The organism is Caulobacter sp. Root1472, from assembly GCF_001426985.1.
GTDB classification, from domain to species: Bacteria; Pseudomonadota; Alphaproteobacteria; order Caulobacterales; family Caulobacteraceae; genus Caulobacter; species Caulobacter rhizosphaerae.
This window is the reverse complement of the sequence record NZ_LMFX01000001.1, coordinates 501,872-516,801: the sequence shown is the minus strand read 5'-3', so window position 1 is coordinate 516,801 and position 14,930 is coordinate 501,872. Positions and strand designations below refer to the sequence as shown.

Below are 14,930 nucleotides of genomic sequence, written 5' to 3'. Positions count from 1 at the left end.
TCCGCGCGGTCGTTATCCGGAAGCCCGCGGCGCTGAGCCCTGTTCGGACCTGTCAACGAACCCCGGTCCCGGACCGCGAGCGCGTCACCGCCCGCCTGTTGCTCAATCAGCCCTCGCGCCACGTCGTTTTAGTGTTCCAGGCCCGACCGGCTCCAGAGACGCGAGGTTTGGCCCAAGGGACCGCCGACGGAGCTTCCCGCTCGATCGCCCCCGCCGCCGCATCGGTCGCTGGCCATGCGCCCTTTCCCTGCGACGAGGTGAGGTCAGGATAAGGGAGGTTTGAAGGGTTGGGGATAAGTTAGGTCGAGAAAGTTCAGGGTGTTGATTTTGCTGGGGTTCATCCCCGATACCCCGAGGATAAGCGCTCCGCTGGGGACGCGCCCTTGCGGCGTGTCCCCGACCGCCGGCTCCGTGCGAGACCTGGGGACACGCCGCAAGGGCGCGTCCCCGCGCCGTGCTCCATCCTCAGTGCAGCTTCAGCCGTCCCGCCACCCGCTGCTGCAGCAGGCGGGCCAGGGCCAGGACGATGGTCTTGGGCGTGCCCATGATCGCCCGGTGGTGGTCCAGGTGCAGCGAGATATAGGCCCACTTGGCGATCAGGCCTTCGACGAAGAAGTTCGGCCCGCCCAGGCCGCCCATCAGGGCGCCGACGCCCTTGTTCTCGCCCAGCGACAGCAGCGAGCCGAAGTCGCGATAGACGAACGGCGCCTCCACGCGGCGCTGGCCCATCCGGGCGATCAGGGCCTTGGCCAGGTAGCTGGCCTGCTGGTGGGCGGCCTGGGCGCGGGCCGGGATGATCCGCCCCTCCTTGCCTTCGGTGCCGACCCAGGGGGCGGCGGCGCAGTCGCCCAGGGCCCAGACGTCCGGGGCCGAGGTCTCCAGCCGCTCGTTGACCACGAACTGGTTGGTCCGGTTGATCTCCAGCCCGTAATCGGCGTTGGTCGGCGCGGCCTTGACCCCGGCGGCCCAGACGATCAGGTCGGCGGGAATGTCGCCCTGGCTGGTCTCCAGGCGGTCGGGATGGACGGCGACCACCTTGGCCCCGGTGTGGACCCGCACGCCCTTGCGCTCCAGGGCCACGGTGGCCTGGTCGGAGATCTTCTCGGGCAGGCCGCCCAGGATGCGCGGGGCCGCCTCGACGATGGCGATGTCCAGGCGGAAGCGTTGCTCGGCGCCCAGGCTGTCCAGCAGTTCGCGATGGGCCTCGATCAACTCGGCCGACAGCTCCACGCCGGTGGCCCCGCCGCCGACGATGGCCACGCTCATGGTCTTCTCGGTCGAGAACGAGGCCTTCATGAAGGCGGCCAGCAGGCGGGTGTGGAAGGCCTCGGCGTCCTCGGTGCGCTCCAGCAGGTGGGCCTGGTCGGCGCCGGGCGTACCGAACAGGTTGCTGCCGCTGCCGATCGCCAGCACGCCCCAGCTGAAGGTCACCCCGCGCTCGGGGACCAGCACCTTGCCGCCCTCGGCCAGGATGGGCTTGAGGCTCAGGCGCTTGGCGACGGGATCGAAGCTGTCCAGTTCGCCCAGCAGGAAGCTGAAATGGTTGGCGCGGCCCAGGATCGAATAGGACAGCCCCTCCTGGTGAGTGTCCAGCGTGCCGGCCGCCACCTCGTGCAGGGTCGGCTTCCAGATGTGGAAGCTGGAGCGGTCGATCAGCAGCACCCGTTCCTTGCCGGCCTTGGGGCCCAGCTTGCGCCCCAGCCGCGCCGCCAGCTCCAGCCCGCCGGCCCCGCCGCCGACGATGACGATGTCGTAGTGCATGCCCGCCATCCCGAAATTCCTCAGATGGTGAATATATAGGGGTGAAAGCGGGCCGTGTCAGGCCAGGTTGAGCTGCCAGGACACGCCGAACCGGTCGTTGACCCAGGCGAAGCGCCGGCTGAAGCCGTAGTCGCCCGGCGGCATCAGCTCGGCCCCGCCGTCGGCAAGGGCGGCGGCGAGCCGCGCGATCTCGTCCTCGGACCCGCAGTCGACGAACAGGGACGAGGCGGGCGTGAAGTCGAAGGCGTGCTTGACGAAGCTGTCGGAGCAGAAGACCTCCTGGCCGCCGATCCGGAAGCGGGCGCGGATCACCGTGCCTTCGGGGCCGGGGCCGCCACGGCCGTAGCGCTCGACATCAAGGACTTCGCCGTCGGGGAAGAGCGAGACGTAGAAGGTCATCGCCGCTTCGGCGTCCCGCGCCTGAAACATCAGGAACGGCCGTATGGTCTGGCTCACCGTCGCTCTCCCGGAACGCTGTTCCGCGTAGAATGACGGTGAGTTGTCTCGGACCGCAAGCCTTATGGTACCGGTAACTCTTGGTTACCTACAGCTAAGGCCTACGGGATCGGGTTGGCTTCCAGGCGCTTGTCCAGATAGTCGCCGACGCTTCTCTCGACCGACGGCAGGTGCTCGGCCCAGAAGTGGGTGGCCTTGTCGACGACCTCGTAGTCGATGACGATGCCCTTCTGGGTGCGCAGCTTGCTGACCACGCGCTCGACCTCGACCGGCGGCACGACGGTGTCGGCCGCGCCGGTCAGGATCAGGCCCGAGGCCGGGCAGGGGGCCAGGAAGCTGAAGTCGTACATGTTGGTCGGCGGCGACACCGAGATGAAGCCGTCGGTCTCGGGACGGCGCATCAGAAGCTGCATGCCGATATAGGCGCCGAAGCTGTAGCCGGCGACCCAGGTCTGGGCGGCGGCGGGGTTGTTGGACTGCAGCCAGTCCAGGGCCGTGGCCGCGTCGGCCAGCTCGCCGATGCCGCTGTCGAACTCGCCCTGGCTGCGGCCCACGCCGCGGAAGTTGAAGCGCAGGGTCGCGAAGCCGCGCTTCATGAACAGGTGGTACAGCTGCACCGACACCGGGTGGTTCATGTGGCCGCCGGCCTTGGGGTGCGGGTGCAGGATCAGCGCGATCGGGGCGTTGTCGGTCTTGCCCGGCGAATAGCGGCCTTCGATGCGGCCCGAAGCTCCGGTCAAAATCACGTCAGGCATTCAAGGTCCCTATCCAAAACGGGGCGACGGGGCCGTCTCCTTGCGCCCTGACGAGCGAAGGAATACTTGACCACTGCGCTTGGTCTTCCTAAATCCGCACCGCGTGCCTTGGTCTTTCGCAAGAGCCTCGGCGCGAAGTCGCGGCTTGTAGCACACGCCTAAGCCGATGCGCGGGGAATCCGCAAGGAGATAAGGCGCATGCGCCTGAGCACCAAGGGACGCTACGCGGTGATGGCCATGACCGACCTGGCCCGCCGCCAGGATCAGGCCGAGGGCCGCGCCGTGGCCCTGGCCGAGATCGCCGCCCGCCAGCAGATCTCGCTGTCCTACCTCGAGCAGCTGTTCGCCCGCCTGCGCCGCAAGGGCCTGGTGGTCAGCGCCCGGGGGCCCGGCGGCGGCTATCGCCTGGCCCGCGAGGCCCGCGACACCGCCATCGCCGACATCGTCCTGGCCGTGGACGAGCCGCTGCGCGCCACCCGCTGCGGCGTTGCGAAAGGCAAGGCCGGCGCCAAGGGCTGCATGGCCGGCGGCGCCCAGTGCCTGACCCACGACCTGTGGGAAGAGATGGGCCGCCAGATCCATGGCTACCTGGCCAGCGTCTCGATCGCCGACGTGCTGGACGGCAAGCTGAAGGCGCGGGGCCAGAAGGACCGCGCGCCGGAAAAGGCAAGCGACCAAAAGGCGAAGGAGATGGCGGCGGCGTGAGCAAGCCCTCGATCTATCTCGACTACAACGCCACCGCCCCGGTCCGCCCCGAGGCGCGGGACGCGGTGCTGCGCGCCTTCGAGGCCGCCGGCAATCCCTCGTCGGTGCACGCCAGCGGCCGGGCCGCCCGCGACATCGTCGAGACCGCCCGCGCCCAGGTCGCGGCCCTGGTCGGGGTCGTGGCCGGCTCGGTCACCTTCGTCAGCGGCGGCACCGAGGCCAACGCCCTGGCCATCGGCAGCGCCGCCTTCGCCGGCTTCAACCGCATCATCGTCAGCGAGGGCGAGCACGACGCCGTGCTGGAGACCGCCGCCGCCTCGGGCCTGCAGGTCCTGAAAATGCCGCTGGACGCCGACGGCGTCGCGCGGCTGGACTGGCTGGAGGAGGCGCTCAGCGACGAGGGCCGGGCCCTGGTCTGCCTGATGCTGGCCAATAACGAGACCGGCGTGGTCCAGCCGGTGGCCCAGGCCGCCGCCCTGGTCCGCGCCGCCGACGGCTGGCTGCATGTCGACGCCGTCCAGGCGGCCGGCAAGGTCGCCATCGACTTCACCGCCCTGGGCGCCGACACCATGGCGCTGTCGGCCCACAAGCTGGGCGGACCGCAAGGCGTGGGCGCCCTGGTGGCCGGCACGCGGGCCACGATCGTCCGCCAGCAGCACGGCGGCGGCCAGGAGCGCGGCCGCCGGGCCGGCACCGAGAACGTCGCCGGGATCGCCGGCTTCGGCGCGGCCGTGGAAGCGGCGGCTCGTGACTTGCCCGCGATGGCCAATCAGGGCACATGGCGCGACGCCTTGGCCGAACGGGTCAAGGCCGCTGGCGCGGTCGTGCTCGGGGAGGGCGCTGCTCGCCTTCCGCAAACCCTGTGTTTGGCGGCCGAGGGCTTCGCCTCGCAGATCCAGGTGATGAGCCTGGATCTGGCGGGCGTGATGGTCAGCGCCGGCAGCGCCTGCTCGTCGGGCAAGGTCAAGGCCAGCCGCGTGGTGGAGGCCATGGGCCGGGCCGACCTGGCCCCGTTCGCCCTGCGCGTCAGCGGCGGTTGGGCCTCGACGGAGCAAGACTGGATTTCCTGCGGCGACGCCTGGCTCGCCGCCTATTCGCGTATCGGCGCCCGGCGCCGGGAGGTGGCGTAGTGGCCGCGGTCAAAGAGACCATCGAAACCGTCGCGTCGCTCGAGAAGTACGAGCACGGCTTCACGACCGATATCGAGCAGGAGTTCGCCCCCAAGGGACTCTCCGAGGACATCGTGCGCTTCATCTCGGCCAAGAAGGACGAGCCGCAGTGGATGCTGGACTGGCGGCTGGACGCCTACCGTCGCTGGCTTGAGCTGGAAGAGCCGACCTGGGCCAAGGTCGACTTCCCCAAGATCGACTATCAGGACAGCTATTATTACGCCGCGCCCTCCACCAAGGCCGGCCCCAAGAGCCTGGACGAGGTGGATCCCGAGATCCTGGCCGTCTACGAGAAGCTGGGCATTCCGCTGAAGGAGCAGGCCGTGCTGGCCGGCGTCGAGGGCGCGCCGCGCTACGCGGTGGACGCGGTGTTCGACAGCGTCAGCGTGGTGACCACCTTCAAGAAGGAGTTGGCGGCGGTCGGGGTGATCTTCTGCTCGATGAGCGAGGCGATCCGCGAGCATCCGGAGCTGGTGCGCCAATACCTGGGCAGCGTCGTGCCGACGTCGGACAACTATTTCGCCTGCCTCAACAGCGCGGTCTTTTCCGACGGCTCGTTCGTCTACATCCCACCGGGCGTGCGCTGCCCGATGGAGCTGTCGACCTATTTCCGCATCAACGCCAAGGACAGCGGCCAGTTCGAGCGCACCCTGATCATCGCCGACAAGGGCGCCTATTGCTCGTACCTGGAGGGCTGCACGGCCCCGATGCGCGACGAGAACCAGCTGCACGCGGCCGTGGTCGAGCTGGTGCTGCTGGACGACGCCGAGATCAAGTATTCCACCGTCCAGAACTGGTATCCGGGCGATCCGGAAACCGGCAAGGGCGGCATCTACAACTTCGTCACCAAGCGCGCCGACTGCCGCGGCGACCGCTCGAAGGTGTCGTGGACCCAGGTCGAGACCGGCTCGGCCATCACCTGGAAGTATCCGTCGTGCGTGCTGCGCGGCGAGGGCTCGTCGGGCGAGTTCTACTCGATCGCCGTGACCAACGGCCACCAGCAGGCCGACACCGGCACCAAGATGATCCACCTGGGCGCCAACACCCGCTCGCGGATCGTCGCCAAGGGCATCAGCGCCGGCAAGTCGACCAGCACCTATCGCGGCCTGGTCTCGGCCCACCCCAAGGCCAAGGGCGCGCGCAACTTCACCCAGTGCGACAGCCTGCTGATCGGCAAGACCTGCGCGGCCCACACCGTCCCGTACATCGAGGCCCGCAACGGCCATTCGGTGTTCGAGCACGAGGCCACCACCACCCGTCTGTCGGACGACCAGCTGTTCTATTGCCAGCAGCGCGGACTTTCCCAGGAAGAGGCTGTGGCCCTGCTAGTCAACGGCTTCGTCAAGGACGTGCTGCAGCAACTACCGATGGAATTCGCCGTCGAGGCCCAGAAGCTGGTGGCGATCTCGCTGGAAGGCAGCGTGGGGTGACCTTGCCGGCCTTCATCCTCCTCTCCGCGCCGTCATCCTCGGACTTGTTCCGAGGCCCCCTCGCGCCGTCGGCGCTGGGGGCGACGTCTGGTGCGTTGGAGGCGGACACAGGGATCCTCGGAACAAGTCCGAGGATGACGGTCGAGGGGGGCGCATGAGCACCATCACCCTTTATCGCCCCGTTGGCACGGAAGAGCTGAAGCTGATCGAGGCGGCGGGCTGGACGGCTTTTCCGCCGCGCCTGCCAGAACAGCCGATCTTCTATCCGGTGACCAACCAGGCCTACGCCGCCCAGATCGCCCGCGACTGGAACGCCGTGCACAACGACGACAAGCGTGGCTATGTCACGCGTTTCGACGTCTCGGCCGACTTCCTGGCGGCCTTCGACAAGAAGGTCGTCGGCGGTCGCGAGCACGAGGAATACTGGATCCCGGCCGAGGATTTGCCGCTGTTCAACGCCGCCATCGAAGGTCAGATCGAGGTCGTGGCAACGTTTGAAGGGGGCGCGAGATGACGCCAGTCCGCTTCGGCCTGAACGACAAGGAATACAAGTACGCCCGTCAGCTGGCCTTCCATGCCGCGCACGGTGCTTGGATAAGCCCCTACGGCGACGACAGGGAGTTGGTCGACCGCAGCGCCAAGCTGCTGTCGGGCGGCAATGCCGACGCGGTCGCCGAGCGGGAGTTGCTGACCACGCTGCTCAAGCTCGCCGCCTACAGCCCCGAACACGAATGGGAAGCGCCGACCCTGACCGGCAAGCCGACCACGTTCGCTATCCAGACGCTCGAAAAGATCACGGCTTTCAATGCTTAATATCCAGAACCTCCATGCCAATGTCGGCGACAAACCCATCCTCAAGGGCGTCACGCTCGACGTGCCGGCCGGGCAGGTGCACGCCATCATGGGGCCGAACGGGGCGGGCAAGTCGACGCTATCCTACGTGCTGAGCGGCCGGGGCGGCTATGAAGTCACGCAAGGCTCGGCCACGCTGAACGGCGAGGACCTGCTGGCCCTGGAGCCCAACGAACGGGCCGCCAAGGGCGTGTTCCTGTCGTTCCAGTATCCGCTGGAGATCCCCGGTGTTCCGGCCCTGACCTTCATCCGCACCGCCCTCAACGCCCAGCGCCGGGCGCGCGGCGAGGACGAGATCGCCGCCCCGGCCTTCCTGAAGCTGGCCAAGGAGAAGGCCGCGGCGCTGAAGATCGACTTCGACATGCTCAAGCGCGGCCTGAACGTCGGCTTCTCGGGCGGCGAGAAGAAGCGGATGGAAATCCTGCAGATGGCGATGCTGTCGCCGAAGTTCCTGATCCTGGACGAGACGGACTCGGGCCTGGACATCGACGCCCTGAAGATCGTCTCCGAAGGCGTCAACGCCCTGCGCGCCCCCGATCGCGGCATGCTGGTCATCACCCACTACCAGCGCCTGCTGGACTACATCAAACCCGACCGTGTCCACGTGCTGGCCGCCGGCCGCATCGTCGCCTCGGGCGGCCCGGAGCTGGCGCTGCAGCTGGAGGCCGAGGGCTACGACAAGTACACGGTGGCGGCATGATGCGGCTGGCTCAAAGCCACGACCTCGTCCTTCGACAAGCTCAGGATGAGGTCAAATTTGGACGCGGCGCTTCATTCGAAATCCTCATCCTGAGCCTGTCGAAGGACGAGGATTTCGCGGAGCCGACCGCATGACCCTCGCCACCGCACTGAAGACCGGCGACCTGACCCAGCTGCCGTCGCGCCGCGACGAGGACTGGCGCTGGACCGACCTGCGCGGCCTGGTGCGAACCTTGCCGCCGGTCTCGCCGGAATTCTTCGACACGATCAAGGCCGGCGGCCCCTTCGAGGGGCTGGCCGAAGCGGAACTCGTGATCGCCAACGGTCGCGCCAACTGGTGGCCGGGCGAAGATACGGACACTGTCGAGTTCGCCCACCATGACGCGCCCGACAATCCCTATGATCCTGTCGACCTGCCTATGGCGACGTTGGCGGCCGACAAGGCGATCGAACCTCGCGCTTCGATCATCACCTTCACGGGGAGCGACATCGCCAGCATCCGCTTCGTGTCGGCCACCGACGGCACCTCCCACCATGCGCGGTTCGGCGTCGTGGTCGAGGCCGGCGTCTCGGCGGTTCTGCTTGAGAGCCATGAGGGCAGGGGTGATCGCTACCTCGCCAACACTCTGGTCGAGATCTTCCTCGAAGAGGGCGCCAAGCTCGAACGCATCGTGATCGCTGACGACGCGGCCGAAGCCTTCGCGGTGACGACGGCGATCGTAAACCTGGCCCCCGGCGCGACCTTCAACCAGACCATCCTGACGTCCGGCGCCCGGCGCCAGCGGATCGAGACCCGGGTCAACCATCCCGGCGCCCACGCCAGCGTCCGCCTCGACGGCGCCTATGTGCTGGCCAACCAGCGCCACGCCGACCAGACCACGGTCGTCACCCACGGCGGCGTCGATGGGCTCACCAGCCAGCTGACCAAGGGCGTCGTCGACGACCAGGCGCGCGGCGTGTTCCAGGGCCGGATCGTCGTCCAGCCCGGCGCCGACCAGACCGACGCCCGCATGGGCCACCACGCGCTGATCCTGTCGGACAAGGCCGAGGTCGACGCCAAGCCCGAGCTGCTGATCTTCGCCGACGACGTCGCCTGCGCCCACGGCAACACGATCGGCGCCCTGGACGACGAGCAGATCTTCTACGCCCGCCAGCGCGGCATCCCCGAAGCGGAAGCCAAGGCCATGCTGACCCAGGCCTTCCTGGGCGAGGTGGTCGAGCGCATCGAGCACGAGGGCGCGCGCGAGATCGCCGCCGCCTGGGTCGCCGCCAAGCTGGGGAGGGGCGAATGAAGTTCGCCTCCGCTTTCCTTCTCCCCTTGCGGGAGAAGAACTGATGGCGTTCGATGTAGACCTCATCCGCGCCCAGTTCCCGATCCTGGCCCGCCAGGTGCACGGCAAGCCGCTGGTCTATCTGGACAGCGCCGCCAGCGCCCAGAAGCCGGAAGCGGTGCTGGAGGCGATGACCGGCCTGGCCCGCACCAGCTACGCCAACGTTCACCGCGGCCTGCACACCCTGGCCAACGAAACGACGCAGGCCTATGAAAACGCGCGCGAAACCGTCGCGAAGTTCATCAACGCCCAGCCATCGGAAATCGTCTGGACCAAGAGCGCCACCGAGGCGGTCAACCTGGTCGCCGACACCTTCGGACGGAGCCTGAAGGCCGGCGACGAGATCGTGATCTCCGAGATGGAGCACCACGCCAACATCGTGCCCTGGCACTTCCTGCGCGAGCGCTACGGCGTGGTGCTGAAGTTCACGCCCGTCACCGACGACGGCCGGCTGGACATGGAGGCCTACAAGGGTCTGCTCAGTGAGCGCACCCGGATGGTGGCGCTCAGCCACATGTCGAACGTGCTGGGCACCATCAACGACGCCGCCGAGATCGTCCGCCTGGCCCACGCGGCCGGCGCCCTGGTCCTGCTCGACGGTTGCCAGGCCATCGTCCACAGCAAGGTCGACGTGAAGGCCCTGGACGTCGATTTCTACGTGTTCAGCGGCCACAAGCTGTACGGCCCCACCGGCATCGGCGTGCTGTACGGCAAGGCCGAGCGCCTGGCCGCCTTGCCGCCGTACCAGGGCGGCGGGGAAATGATCGGTTCGGTGTCGATGGACAGGATCACCTACGCCGATCCGCCGCACCGGTTCGAGGCCGGCACCCCGGCGATCCTCGAGGCGGTCGGCCTGGGCGCGGCGATCGAATGGCTGAACGGCATCGACCGCGACGCGGCCCTGGCCCACGAGCACGCTCTCTATCAGCGGGTCGTCGACCAGCTGGATGGCGTCAACGGCGTGCGGATCCTGGGCACGGCCCCGGGCAAGGGCGCGGTGCTGAGCTTCGTGGTCGAGGGCGCCCACGCCCACGACGTGGCCCAGGTGCTGGACCGCTACGGCGTGGCCGTCCGCGCCGGCACCCACTGCGCCGAGCCGCTGATGAAGCGATTTGGCGTCACGTCGAGCGCCCGCGCTTCCTTCGCCCTATATAACACCCTGGACGAGGCCGACGCGTTCGTGAGCGCGCTGGCCAAGGCCCGCAGTTTCTTCAGTTGAGCGACATGACCGAGCAACCCGCATCCGTGGCAACCCCGTCCGCGATCCCTCAAGCCGAGCTCGACAAGCTGACCGATCAGCTGATCGAGAAGCTGAAGACGGTGTTCGATCCGGAAATCCCGGTCGACATCTATGAGCTGGGCTTGATCTACAAGGTCGACGTCAGCGACGAGAAGGACGTGGCCATCGACATGACTCTGACCGCGCCCGGCTGCCCGGTGGCCGGGGAAATGCCGGGCTGGGTCCGCGACGCGGTGATGGAGCTGGAAGGCATCAAGTCGTGCCACGTCGACCTGGTGTTCGAGCCGCCGTGGGATCCCTCGCGGATGAGCGACGAGGCCAAGCTGCAACTGAACATGTTCTAGACTGGTTCGCCGATTTAATACCGCTCACCCCGGCGAATGCCGGGACCCAGATGGAATGGCTTTGAGGCTGACGCCAAGAGCTCTGAGCCCATCCAATCAGCGTCAGCGCTTTGGGATCTGGGTCCCGGCGTTCGCCGGGATGAGCGGATTGGAGTAGGATCGCGATATGGAAGCTACGATCTCCCCCACGATCACCCCCCGCGTCCGTCGCCCCCGTCCCAAGGTCGTCACCCTGACCCCGGCCGCCGCCGCGCGGGTCAAGGAGATCATGGACCGGAAGTCGGTCGAAGAGCCGGGCAAGCCCTATGCCGGCCTGCGGGTGGGCGTGAAGAACGGCGGCTGCGCGGGCTCGGAGTACATCTTCGAATACGCCGCCGAGAAGGGCCCGATCGACGAGGTGGTCGAGGACCAGGGCGTGACGATCCTGATCGACCCCAAGGCGGTGCTGTTCCTGATCGGCACCACGATCGACTACGAGACCACCAAGCTGTCGTCGAAGTTCGTGTTCAACAACCCCAACGAAACCGACGCCTGCGGCTGCGGCGAGAGCGTCACCATCCAGCCGGCGCCCGAGGCTCTGGACTGATGCTGACCAAGACCCCGTCCTGCGTGGAATGCGGCCTGGCCTGGGGCGCGCCGGCCTTCCGCCACGAGGACCATGCTCCGCTGTATTGGTCGGACCAGGGCATCCTGTGCTCGACCGGCTGCGCCACGAAGCATTTCGACCAGCGCCGGGAGGATGGGACGTTCGTGCCTGTGCCGGCGGAGTGCCCGGTCGAGCTTTGAACCGCCGCCGGCTGCGTCAGCCGCGGAAGGCGGGCAGGGCCCGACGCGCATAGATCGCCACGCTGGCTAACGACAGGACGGCGCTGGTCGCGATCGCCCACAGGCCGGCGCTTGTCGCGCCAACCGGCGCCAGAAGCAGCGACACGCCCAGGAAGTTCAAGGCGATCTTCGGATATTCGATCGCGGCCAGCTCGAAGTCGCCTCCCGGAAGCGCCTGCTGCAGGCCCGCCACGGCGAAGTTGCGGGCGATCAGGACCAGGGGCGCGATAATCCAGGCTCCGGCGAACGCGCCGGTCGCGATCAGGGCGCCCAGGCTCGTCAAGGTCAGCAGCCGGTCGGCCAGCAGGTCCAGCATGGCGCCGAGGGCCGAGGCCTGGCCGAGCCGCCGCGCCAGTTGACCATCCAGGACGTCGGTGGCCCCCGCCGTGAGAAACAGCGCCAGGGCCGTCCAGCCGTGTCCCGCCAGGATCGCCGCCGCCAGCACCGGCAGCAGCAGGATACGCACAAGGGTGACGAGATTGGCGACCACGTCAGGCGGTTCAGGCGGTCTGCGGCGCGCCGGCCGCCACGTTCTTGCGGCCGTTCCACTCCACCAGCACCGACGGCTTGACCGGTTCGTTGCGCGCCTGGGCGATCAGCTGGTTGGTGCGAGTCTCGATGACCTCTTCCATCTGGGCCATGAACTGCGCCTTCGACAGGCCCTGGGGCAGGGGCGGCAGGAATTCGACCGTGGCGGTGCCGGCGGTTTTCTTCTTGTCCGTCTGCTTCCAGAAGCAGCCCAGGTTGGTCGCCACCGGCACCACTGGCAGGCCGAAGTCCCGGCTCATGTGGTAGACGCCGGTGCGGTAGCGGAACCGCTCGCCCGGCGCGGCCAGGTGGCCCTCCGGATAGATCAGGATGCGGCGGCCTTCGGCGGCCACCTGGGCCGCGCTGGCCGAGAGGGCCTTGCGGGCTTCCGGACCGCCGCAGCTGTCGACGACGATGGCCCCGAACTTGCGCAGGATCTGGCCGACCAGCGGGAACTTCTCCAGGTGGTCGCCGGTCACGAAGCTGAGATTGTCGACATTGGCGAACATCACGAAGCCGTCGCCCCAGCTGTGGTGCTTGGCGGCGATGATGAAGGCGCCCTGCGGTAGGTTCTCCTGGCCCTTCAGCTCGATCTTCACCCCGGCGAACACCCGCAGCGCCCAGATCATCCGCTGGCTGTAGAGCCGCAGGGCGAAGGCGATCGGCCGGCGGCCCGGGAGCAGGGCGGAGAGGGCGGCCGACAGGCCGTAGAAAATCGACAGAACCCAGTAGTAGGCGTTGAACAGCGCGCTGCGCATGGTTCGGTGTCCTTGAGGGATTAACGGGCGGAAAGCACGGCCTGGACGGCCGCGGTCATCAGGGGAGCGTGGGCGGAGAGGGCGTCGTCGCCCAGCCGGCCATAGGCCTTGTTCTGGGCGATCTGGGTGATCACGCCAATGGCCATGGCGGCGATGACGCGCGGGTCGCCCGGCGGCAGCTCGGCCTCCATCATCGCCCGCTTGACCAGGCCCTCGACCATGGTCACCGGGTCACGGCCGTCCTCCTGGTAGTAGGGCAGGAAGTGGTGCAACTGCAGCAGGTGGAAGGAAAACAGCAGCCAGTCCTCGTCGGCCACGGTGCAATAGGCGCGGACCACGGCGGCGGCCTTGGCCTGGACGCCCTTGGCCATGTCGGCGTTGACCGTGATCAGGTCCGACAGTCGGCGGTGGGTGGCCATGAACAGGCCCAGGGCCAGTTCGTCCTTGCTCTTCCAGTGGCGATAGATCGCGCCCTCCGACACCCCGGCCTTGGCGGCGATCAGCTTGGTGGTGGCCGCGTCGACGCCGCGGTCGACGAAGACCTGCAGGGCGGCGCGTTCGATCCTGGGCTTGGCGTTCATGGCGGAACTCTAGCATGGGCCTGGCTCGGTGCAAGTGATTACTCACATCGGGCATTCCGGCGTTGACCCTGGCGCGGACCGCGGCCTAAGCCGGGCCATGGTCCAGTCGATCCTGATCTATTCCATGGGCGAGGTGATCGGCGACGGCCTGATCAAGCTGCCCTTCATTGCGGGCCTGCGCGCCGCCTTTCCGCAGGCGCGGATCACCTGGTGCGCGGCCAAGGGGCAGACAGTCTACGCCGGGCCGCTGAAGGCCGTGGTCGCCGGCTATATCGACGAGATCCTGACCGAGGGCCCGACCGGCGACGCACCCCTGGACGTTCTGCCGTGGGTCAGGCCGTTCGGCGGACGGACCTTCGACCTGGTGATCGACACCCAGGAGAACGCCCGCCGCAGCCTGGTCGCCCGCCGAGCCGCCAAGGGGCGTTTCGTCTCAGCCGCGGCCCAGGCTCGCAAGCCCGACTGGCCAGTCGCCGTGGCCGAGCGCCTGGCGCGGCTGCTGGCCCTGGCCACCGACGGGGCTGGCGCGCCGCGTCCGCTGACCCTGACCGACCCCGACGCCGCCAACGCCGCCCGCGCGCTGCTGCCCACCGCCCACTATGGCGGCCCGGTCTATGTCGGCCTGGCGCCCGGGGCCGGCGGGCAGGACAAGCGCTGGCCGCTGGAGCGCTACCTGGACCTGGCCCGGCGCATCGAGGCCTCCGGCCGCAAGGCGGTGTTCTTCTTCGGCCCCGACGAGGCGGTCGACGCCCGGGCGGCGCGCGACGTGGTCCCTGAGGCCCTGTTCCCGGAGGCGGACCGCACCGACGGCTTCACCGGCGTGAAGGGGCCGCTGCTGGCCATCGCCCTGGCCGGCCGCCTGACCGCCGCGGTCGCCAACGACGCTGGCCCCGGCCACATGCTGGCGGCCGGCGGCGCGCCCTTGCTGTCGCTGCAGAAGGACCGCCGCAAGGCCGTCAAGTTCCGCCCCGCCGCCGAACGCCTTGAGCTGCTGGTCGCGGAGGACTACGGACACGAAATGGCCGCCCTGCCATTGGACGTGGTGGACGCGGCCCTGCAACGCCTGATCGCCGGAGTTTCCTGAAAATGCCCATCCTGGCGCCCGTCTCGGCCGGCGAGCTGATCGACAAGATCACCATCCTGCGGGTCAAGGCCCTGAGGATCGGCGATCCGGCCAAGGAGGCCAACGTCAAGGCCGAGCTGGCCCTGCTGGAGGAGACCGCAGCGCGCGAACTCCAGCATTCGCCGGAGCTGGAAGACCTGATCGCCCAGTTGACCGAGATCAACGCCGCCCTCTGGGACATCGAGGACGGCAAGCGCGACTGCGAGCGGCGCCAGGATTTCGGGCCGAAGTTCGTCGAGCTGGCCCGCCGGGTCTATATCGACAACGACCGCCGCGCCGCCGTGAAGCGCCAGATCAACCTGCTGGCGGGCTCGGACATCGTCGAGGAAAAAAGCTACAAGCCGTACCTGGCGGGGTAGGGAGAGCTCCCTTG

19 protein-coding genes are annotated in these 14,930 nt (G+C 68.3%); 13 read left to right on the top strand and 6 right to left on the bottom strand.

Annotated features, from left to right (window positions below; genetic code table 11):
- Window positions 1-465: 465 nt before the first annotated feature.
- The 3 genes from ASD47_RS02105 to ASD47_RS02095 form a co-directional block, all read right to left on the bottom strand.
- On the bottom strand, window positions 466-1,761 hold the full coding sequence (locus ASD47_RS02105; RefSeq protein ID WP_056751555.1) for an NAD(P)/FAD-dependent oxidoreductase: 1,296 nt from the start codon (window positions 1,759-1,761) through the stop codon (window positions 466-468).
- 57 nt (window positions 1,762-1,818) lie between these two features.
- The gene (locus ASD47_RS02100; protein WP_082564411.1) at window positions 1,819-2,217 is read right to left on the bottom strand and encodes a VOC family protein; all 399 of its coding nucleotides are present in this window, start codon (window positions 2,215-2,217) and stop codon (window positions 1,819-1,821) included.
- Window positions 2,218-2,318: 101 nt separating this feature from the next.
- The gene (locus tag ASD47_RS02095) at window positions 2,319-2,972 is read right to left on the bottom strand and encodes an alpha/beta hydrolase (protein WP_028039771.1); all 654 of its coding nucleotides are present in this window, start codon (window positions 2,970-2,972) and stop codon (window positions 2,319-2,321) included.
- A 198-nt stretch (window positions 2,973-3,170) separates the two neighbouring features.
- Between ASD47_RS02095 and ASD47_RS02090 the strand changes: the two genes are divergently transcribed.
- The 11 genes from ASD47_RS02090 (at window position 3,171) to ASD47_RS02040 (ending at window position 11,528) form a co-directional block, all read left to right on the top strand.
- Window positions 3,171-3,677 (top strand): Rrf2 family transcriptional regulator, encoded by a 507-nt coding sequence (locus tag ASD47_RS02090; protein WP_056750868.1) that lies wholly within the window; start codon window positions 3,171-3,173, stop codon window positions 3,675-3,677.
- Window positions 3,674-4,807 carry a cysteine desulfurase family protein gene (locus ASD47_RS02085; protein WP_056750865.1) on the top strand — a complete coding sequence of 378 codons (1,134 nt, stop codon included), beginning with the start codon at window positions 3,674-3,676 and terminating at the stop codon, window positions 4,805-4,807. The genes ASD47_RS02090 and ASD47_RS02085 overlap by 4 nt, the downstream gene beginning before the upstream one ends.
- On the top strand, window positions 4,807-6,276 hold the full coding sequence (gene sufB / locus ASD47_RS02080; RefSeq protein WP_056750861.1) for a Fe-S cluster assembly protein SufB: 1,470 nt from the start codon (window positions 4,807-4,809) through the stop codon (window positions 6,274-6,276). The genes ASD47_RS02085 and sufB overlap by 1 nt, the downstream gene beginning before the upstream one ends.
- Before the next feature lie 154 nt (window positions 6,277-6,430).
- Window positions 6,431-6,790, top strand: a complete 360-nt coding sequence (locus ASD47_RS02075; RefSeq protein WP_056750859.1) for a hypothetical protein — start codon at window positions 6,431-6,433, stop codon at window positions 6,788-6,790.
- On the top strand, window positions 6,787-7,089 hold the full coding sequence (locus ASD47_RS02070; protein ID WP_056750856.1) for a hypothetical protein: 303 nt from the start codon (window positions 6,787-6,789) through the stop codon (window positions 7,087-7,089). The genes ASD47_RS02075 and ASD47_RS02070 overlap by 4 nt, the downstream gene beginning before the upstream one ends.
- Window positions 7,082-7,828, top strand: a complete 747-nt coding sequence (sufC, locus tag ASD47_RS02065; protein ID WP_056750852.1) for a Fe-S cluster assembly ATPase SufC — start codon at window positions 7,082-7,084, stop codon at window positions 7,826-7,828. The genes ASD47_RS02070 and sufC overlap by 8 nt, the downstream gene beginning before the upstream one ends.
- A 130-nt stretch (window positions 7,829-7,958) precedes the next feature.
- Entirely contained in the window at window positions 7,959-9,119 is a 1,161-nt protein-coding gene (gene sufD, locus ASD47_RS02060; protein ID WP_056750849.1) for a Fe-S cluster assembly protein SufD, read from the top strand.
- A 43-nt stretch (window positions 9,120-9,162) separates the two neighbouring features.
- The gene (locus ASD47_RS02055) at window positions 9,163-10,377 is read left to right on the top strand and encodes an aminotransferase class V-fold PLP-dependent enzyme (RefSeq protein ID WP_056750846.1); all 1,215 of its coding nucleotides are present in this window, start codon (window positions 9,163-9,165) and stop codon (window positions 10,375-10,377) included.
- 5 nt (window positions 10,378-10,382) lie between these two features.
- Window positions 10,383-10,742 carry an SUF system Fe-S cluster assembly protein gene (locus tag ASD47_RS02050; protein ID WP_056750843.1) on the top strand — a complete coding sequence of 120 codons (360 nt, stop codon included), beginning with the start codon at window positions 10,383-10,385 and terminating at the stop codon, window positions 10,740-10,742.
- 166 nt (window positions 10,743-10,908) lie between these two features.
- A complete protein-coding gene (locus tag ASD47_RS02045) occupies window positions 10,909-11,328 on the top strand; it encodes an iron-sulfur cluster assembly accessory protein (RefSeq protein ID WP_056750838.1) in 420 nt (139 codons plus the stop codon).
- Window positions 11,328-11,528: a hypothetical protein gene (locus ASD47_RS02040; RefSeq protein WP_056750835.1), complete on the top strand. Its 201-nt coding sequence runs from the start codon at window positions 11,328-11,330 to the stop codon at window positions 11,526-11,528. Before ASD47_RS02045 ends, ASD47_RS02040 begins: the two co-directional genes overlap by 1 nt.
- A 16-nt stretch (window positions 11,529-11,544) precedes the next feature.
- On the opposite strand, the gene ASD47_RS02035 is transcribed toward ASD47_RS02040, so the two are convergent.
- The 3 genes from ASD47_RS02035 to ASD47_RS02025 are packed head-to-tail and all read right to left on the bottom strand — an operon-like array spanning window position 11,545 to window position 13,434.
- Entirely contained in the window at window positions 11,545-12,057 is a 513-nt protein-coding gene (locus ASD47_RS02035; RefSeq protein WP_056750832.1) for a CDP-alcohol phosphatidyltransferase family protein, read from the bottom strand.
- 10 nt (window positions 12,058-12,067) lie between these two features.
- The gene (locus ASD47_RS02030) at window positions 12,068-12,853 is read right to left on the bottom strand and encodes a 1-acyl-sn-glycerol-3-phosphate acyltransferase (protein ID WP_056750829.1); all 786 of its coding nucleotides are present in this window, start codon (window positions 12,851-12,853) and stop codon (window positions 12,068-12,070) included.
- Between the two features lie 20 nt (window positions 12,854-12,873).
- Complete coding sequence (locus ASD47_RS02025; protein WP_056750826.1) at window positions 12,874-13,434, bottom strand: TetR/AcrR family transcriptional regulator; 561 nt, start codon at window positions 13,432-13,434, stop codon at window positions 12,874-12,876.
- A 97-nt stretch (window positions 13,435-13,531) separates the two neighbouring features.
- On the opposite strand from ASD47_RS02025, the gene ASD47_RS02020 reads away from it, so the two are divergent.
- Window positions 13,532-14,518, top strand: a complete 987-nt coding sequence (locus tag ASD47_RS02020; RefSeq protein ID WP_056750823.1) for a glycosyltransferase family 9 protein — start codon at window positions 13,532-13,534, stop codon at window positions 14,516-14,518.
- A gap of 2 nt (window positions 14,519-14,520) precedes the next feature.
- Entirely contained in the window at window positions 14,521-14,916 is a 396-nt protein-coding gene (locus ASD47_RS02015; RefSeq protein ID WP_056750820.1) for a DUF6165 family protein, read from the top strand.
- Window positions 14,917-14,930: the final 14 nt, after the last annotated feature.

Coding starts and splice junctions, on each gene's coding strand:
- sufC (WP_056750852.1), top strand. CDS start 7,082: ATGCTTAATATCCAGAACCTCCATGCCAATGTCGGCGACAAACCCATC.
- ASD47_RS02045 (WP_056750838.1), top strand. CDS start 10,909: ATGGAAGCTACGATCTCCCCCACGATCACCCCCCGCGTCCGTCGCCCC.
- ASD47_RS02015 (WP_056750820.1), top strand. CDS start 14,521: ATGCCCATCCTGGCGCCCGTCTCGGCCGGCGAGCTGATCGACAAGATC.
- ASD47_RS02055 (WP_056750846.1), top strand. CDS start 9,163: ATGGCGTTCGATGTAGACCTCATCCGCGCCCAGTTCCCGATCCTGGCC.
- ASD47_RS02075 (WP_056750859.1), top strand. CDS start 6,431: ATGAGCACCATCACCCTTTATCGCCCCGTTGGCACGGAAGAGCTGAAG.
- ASD47_RS02090 (WP_056750868.1), top strand. CDS start 3,171: ATGCGCCTGAGCACCAAGGGACGCTACGCGGTGATGGCCATGACCGAC.
- sufD (WP_056750849.1), top strand. CDS start 7,959: ATGACCCTCGCCACCGCACTGAAGACCGGCGACCTGACCCAGCTGCCG.
- ASD47_RS02040 (WP_056750835.1), top strand. CDS start 11,328: ATGCTGACCAAGACCCCGTCCTGCGTGGAATGCGGCCTGGCCTGGGGC.
- ASD47_RS02025 (WP_056750826.1), bottom strand. CDS start 13,434: ATGAACGCCAAGCCCAGGATCGAACGCGCCGCCCTGCAGGTCTTCGTC.
- ASD47_RS02105 (WP_056751555.1), bottom strand. CDS start 1,761: ATGCACTACGACATCGTCATCGTCGGCGGCGGGGCCGGCGGGCTGGAG.
- ASD47_RS02020 (WP_056750823.1), top strand. CDS start 13,532: ATGGTCCAGTCGATCCTGATCTATTCCATGGGCGAGGTGATCGGCGAC.
- ASD47_RS02070 (WP_056750856.1), top strand. CDS start 6,787: ATGACGCCAGTCCGCTTCGGCCTGAACGACAAGGAATACAAGTACGCC.
- ASD47_RS02030 (WP_056750829.1), bottom strand. CDS start 12,853: ATGCGCAGCGCGCTGTTCAACGCCTACTACTGGGTTCTGTCGATTTTC.
- ASD47_RS02095 (WP_028039771.1), bottom strand. CDS start 2,972: ATGCCTGACGTGATTTTGACCGGAGCTTCGGGCCGCATCGAAGGCCGC.
- ASD47_RS02050 (WP_056750843.1), top strand. CDS start 10,383: ATGACCGAGCAACCCGCATCCGTGGCAACCCCGTCCGCGATCCCTCAA.